This is a genomic window from Leptolyngbya sp. FACHB-36 (genome assembly GCF_014695955.1).
Lineage (GTDB): Bacteria > Cyanobacteriota > Cyanobacteriia > Leptolyngbyales > Leptolyngbyaceae > FACHB-36.
Map to the genome: position 1 here is coordinate 1 of NZ_JACJPG010000151.1, position 4108 is coordinate 4108.

Annotated in this window: 4 protein-coding genes; all 4 read right to left on the reverse strand. The window is 52.8% G+C overall.

Features of this window, described 5'->3' with window-relative positions; genetic code table 11:
* The coding region (locus H6F43_RS02185) for a sulfatase-like hydrolase/transferase (RefSeq protein WP_190340376.1) at positions 1 to 995 on the reverse strand (995 nt) is incomplete at its 3' end.
* Between the two features lie 80 nt (positions 996 to 1075).
* A complete protein-coding gene (locus H6F43_RS02190) occupies positions 1076 to 1852 on the reverse strand; it encodes an ABC transporter ATP-binding protein (protein WP_190340377.1) in 777 nt (258 codons plus the stop codon).
* A gap of 13 nt (positions 1853 to 1865) precedes the next feature.
* Complete coding sequence (locus H6F43_RS02195) at positions 1866 to 2684, reverse strand: ABC transporter permease (protein WP_190340378.1); 819 nt, start codon at positions 2682 to 2684, stop codon at positions 1866 to 1868.
* Between the two features lie 5 nt (positions 2685 to 2689).
* A partial coding sequence (locus H6F43_RS02200) for a DUF1254 domain-containing protein (protein ID WP_206754531.1) occupies positions 2690 to 4108 on the reverse strand: 1419 nt, incomplete at its 5' end.

The window sequence follows — 4108 nt, forward strand, 5'->3', positions numbered from 1 at the left end:
TTCCAGCGAATAAATGCAGGAACTCGGATGCCGCCTTCATAGAGGCTGCCTTTTCTGCCCTGATAGGGTCCGAAGTTCGAGAACCGTTCGCCGCCGTTGTCGCTGGTAAACACCACGATCGTATTGTCTGCCTGTCCAGAGTCCTGAAGCGCCTGAAGAACTTTGCCAACTCCCTGATCTAAGCTTGTCATCATCGCGGCGTACGTTTCTGGTGAACCGCCTGCCGTGAAGGGATTAGACGGATAAAACGTTCTACTGGATTCCTCGTCGTCCGGTCCTTGCCAAGGCCAGTGCGGCGCGTTGTAGTGCAAACTCAAATAGAACGGGCGGCTGCGAGGGCGCTGAATAAAGTCAACGGCACGCTGCGTATAGAGATCGGTGGCGTAGCCAGGAACGTCCGCCAGCTCCTCACCTTCGTAGAAGTCAAGCGTTCCATTCGAGTCTTTGTGGGTGAAGTAGTCAATTCCACCGCTAAGGTTGCCAAAGTACTCGTCAAATCCGCTCTTTAGCGGACCATACCTGGGCACATAGCCCACGTGCCATTTACCCACTAATGCCGTCTCGTACCCTTCAGCTTTTAAGAGCGAGGCAATGGTTGGATGCTCAGGCGGTAGCCCAACGCTATCTCCAACTTGCTGGATGAACGGTAAAGGCTCTCTTAGACCCACAGGCGTCCGCGCTGGATAGCGACCTGTGAAGAACGCAACACGGGTGGGTGTACAAACGGTTTGAGCCGCGTAGGCATTTGTAAACCGAATTCCATCCTGCGCGAGCTGGTCCAAATTTGGCGTCTGATAGGCAGTTTGCCCGTAAAGGCTGAGGTCTCCAAAGCCTAAATCATCCGTGATAATAAACAGGATATTGGGACGACGACGGGTAGCAGCGGCGGAAATCTGCTGCAATTCTGTGGCGAGGAGTGCCCCAGCTGTTCCGGCAGCAGCGGTTGCCATAAATCGACGACGGCTGATTGCCCCTGATTTTTTACGTTGACTCATTCGTGATTTCCTTACGGTTTCAATTCAGATCAGATTGATGAGGGAATGACGTGTGTATGTAGGACCCGCGTTTGTCGCAATCAGTGGAGTTCAGCGATCGCGTGCTCCGCTGGTAATTCCGACTGATCGCTTGACAAATCTAGTGCGCTCAAAAGCTGCTCTTTCCAGCGCTGAACTTGTAGATCGGTGCGTTTGCGGGGACGCGGTAGATCCAGCACAAACTCTCGATAGACCCGTCCGGGACTGCCACGCAGCACAATGACGCGATCGCTGAGCACTAGTGCTTCTTCAACGTCGTGCGTCACCAACAGCAGCGTTGGGCGATCGTCCGTCCAGATGTGCAGCAGATGATCCTGTAGCTTCATGCGAATGAAGGCATCCAGAGCGCTGAACGGTTCATCTAGCAGCAGAATCGATGGCTTGGTCACGAGGGCGCGAGCGATCGCGACTCGCTGCGCCATGCCGCCAGAAAGCTGACGCGGCAGAGCTTGCGCAAATTCTGTTAAGCCAACGCGATCGAGCATTCGCTGAACAAGACTGCTACACGTTGGCTTGGGCAGCCACGCCTCCAAGCCAAACTGCACATTTTGTTGCACCGTCAACCACGGCATCAGGCGCGGCTCCTGAAAAATAATTCCAATGTTGGGATGCGGCGAACGAATTAATTCATCGTCGATCAATACCTGCCCAGAGGTTGGAGACTCCAATCCCGAAATAATCCGCAGCAGCGTACTTTTGCCGCAGCCGCTTGTCCCAACAAAGCTGACAATTTCGCCTGGATTCACCTGGAGATGAATGCCATCCAGAGCCAGAAAGCCGTTGTTAAATTGCTTAGAAACGTGTTCGATTCGCAGCATTTAGGTTCCTCACTTAGCGGTACGAATCTTGCCAGTGCAGCAGACGGTTTCCGACGATCGCCAATCCGGTATCGGTCAGCTTGCCCAAAATGGCAAACAGCAAAATGCTGGCAAGAATGACCGTTGGGCGACCCGTCGTTTGACCATCTACCAGCAAAAATCCCAATCCCTGACTCGACCCCATAATTTCGGCTGCCACAACAAACATCCAGCCCAATCCCAACCCGCTGCGCAACCCAACGACGTAGGCAGGCAGCGTTGCAGGTAAGAACACGCGCCGAATGAGCTGAAATGCATTGAGTCGATACACTTTGCCGACTTCGACCAGTTTGCGATCGACGCTCTGGACACCGCTCATCAAATTCAGATAGACCGGAAAAAACACGCCTACAGCAATCAGCGCGACTTTGGCAGTTTCGTAGATGCCCATCCAAAGAATGAACAGCGGCACCCAAGCGAGTGAGGGAATGTTTCGCAGCGATTGCAGCAGTGGATCAAGCACATCGTGCAGCAGCCGAAAATAGCCCGTTAACGCGCCTAAAATTGTTGCCACAGCGCTTCCAAGAATGAAGCCGATCGCCATGCGAACCAGCGTAATGCTGATGTGCTCCATTAATTCGCCACTCAGCGCCAACTCCCACAGCGTTTGCAGCACGGCGGAGGGAGCCGGAAGAAGGTTGGGTGGAAAGAACCCAATTTGGGATAAGACTTCCCACCCAATCAAAAGGACCACGGGAAGAACAAAACCACGGACCCAGCGGAGGCGGAAAACCCTCTGGTGCTGGCGACTGGTTGAACGTGGGGCACCTGTAGTGCTGACAAGACTCTTCATTGGCTCTAAATTTGTACAACTGACGGCGGCTGGTATTGACCATCCAGCAAAATCTGCTTGGGTTCGTAGGTGCGTAGCGTCAGGGAGAACCTATCTCTAGGAGCCGGGAACCAGTTAGGCTCATTACCCGCAGGAGCTTCATTCTGGATGTAAAGAGTGAGGGTTCCATCGGCGTTGTACTGCAATCCTGGAGTGCGATCGCCGATCGCATACCGATTGAGCGGATTGTCGTAAAAGAAGCGATCGAGTCCGTAAAGAGTCAGCGACCAAAAGGCATTTACAGGCGGCAATTGATCAAAGGTCAACACATAGCGGTTGCTGCCAACCAGAGGGTTTCCCACGTTGTCAACGTCAGTTCCAAAATACAAAGATTCCTCAGGAACATTTGCAAAAATGCCATATTTAGCGACTGCTGCTCTCAGCAGGTAGTCTTTACGAAAATCTCCTCCTAGCTCATAGCTAATCGACCAGCCATTGGTGGTTGTGCCAAGGTTCGACCATTTCTCTTCGATCAGCTTCTCTGCCGCAGGAATTGCCTGTTGCAGTCCTTCCAGCGTTGCCTCATCTGTAATCTCCTCCGAGGGACGACGATTCGGTCCAATGCCGATCGATGCGAATCGCCGCAGCAGAGACGCTTCTGACCGACGTGGAGGTGTACTGACCAAGTATTCGCCCAGTTCATCAAACACCGCGATTCCACTAGACGCAATGTCGTTCGGATTCAAAAATTGTCGATCGGTGGGTGGAGGCTGCACTTCTACCGGAGGCGTTCCATAGCGGCTGAGGGGAACCAACGTGTACTGCTGCTGAACTGCCCGAGCAGCGGGTAAATCTGCCTCACCATCGATCAAGGTGCGACCCAAAATAAACACCGTATTGACGGGAGATTTGATTTGCTTAAAATTACTCGGCAAGCTGCCACGCCAATTGGGACCGACGATCGCATACTCACCTGCGCTCGTTCCGGTGACGCGCCTGCCAACGTAGGCAAACGTATTGGTGTAATTATCAAAGAATTGCAGGCTGTAATAGCGTCCATTTGTGTCGGAAACGCTGAGAACAACAGGTTCTTGGCGTAAATCTAGCAGAGCAGTTGAGTACAGCGTGTCATTGTTTGGCGCAACGACCGCTCTATTTCTAGCGGTTGTCAAATTCTGCGAACGGGAAAACTGGTTAAACGGAGCGGTTATGGCAAGCCGCCGAATTTCAAACCGTTTTGTATAGATTAAGGGATAGCCCCAAATGTACGCGCGGGTGCCGATTTCCAGCGCTCGCTGTAGGCGTCTTTGGTAACCTGGCTTGACCTGAGCCGAAGCAACCGATCTCAAGCCGATCGCCTCAGGCAGTACGGTTAGACCAGCCCCCAGCGCAGTGAAGCTCAACATTTGTAGTAAACGACGACGAGAAAAGTCTAAAGAATTCGT

Coding starts and splice junctions, on each gene's coding strand:
- H6F43_RS02190 (WP_190340377.1), bottom strand. CDS start 1,852: ATGCTGCGAATCGAACACGTTTCTAAGCAATTTAACAACGGCTTTCTG.
- H6F43_RS02195 (WP_190340378.1), bottom strand. CDS start 2,684: ATGAAGAGTCTTGTCAGCACTACAGGTGCCCCACGTTCAACCAGTCGC.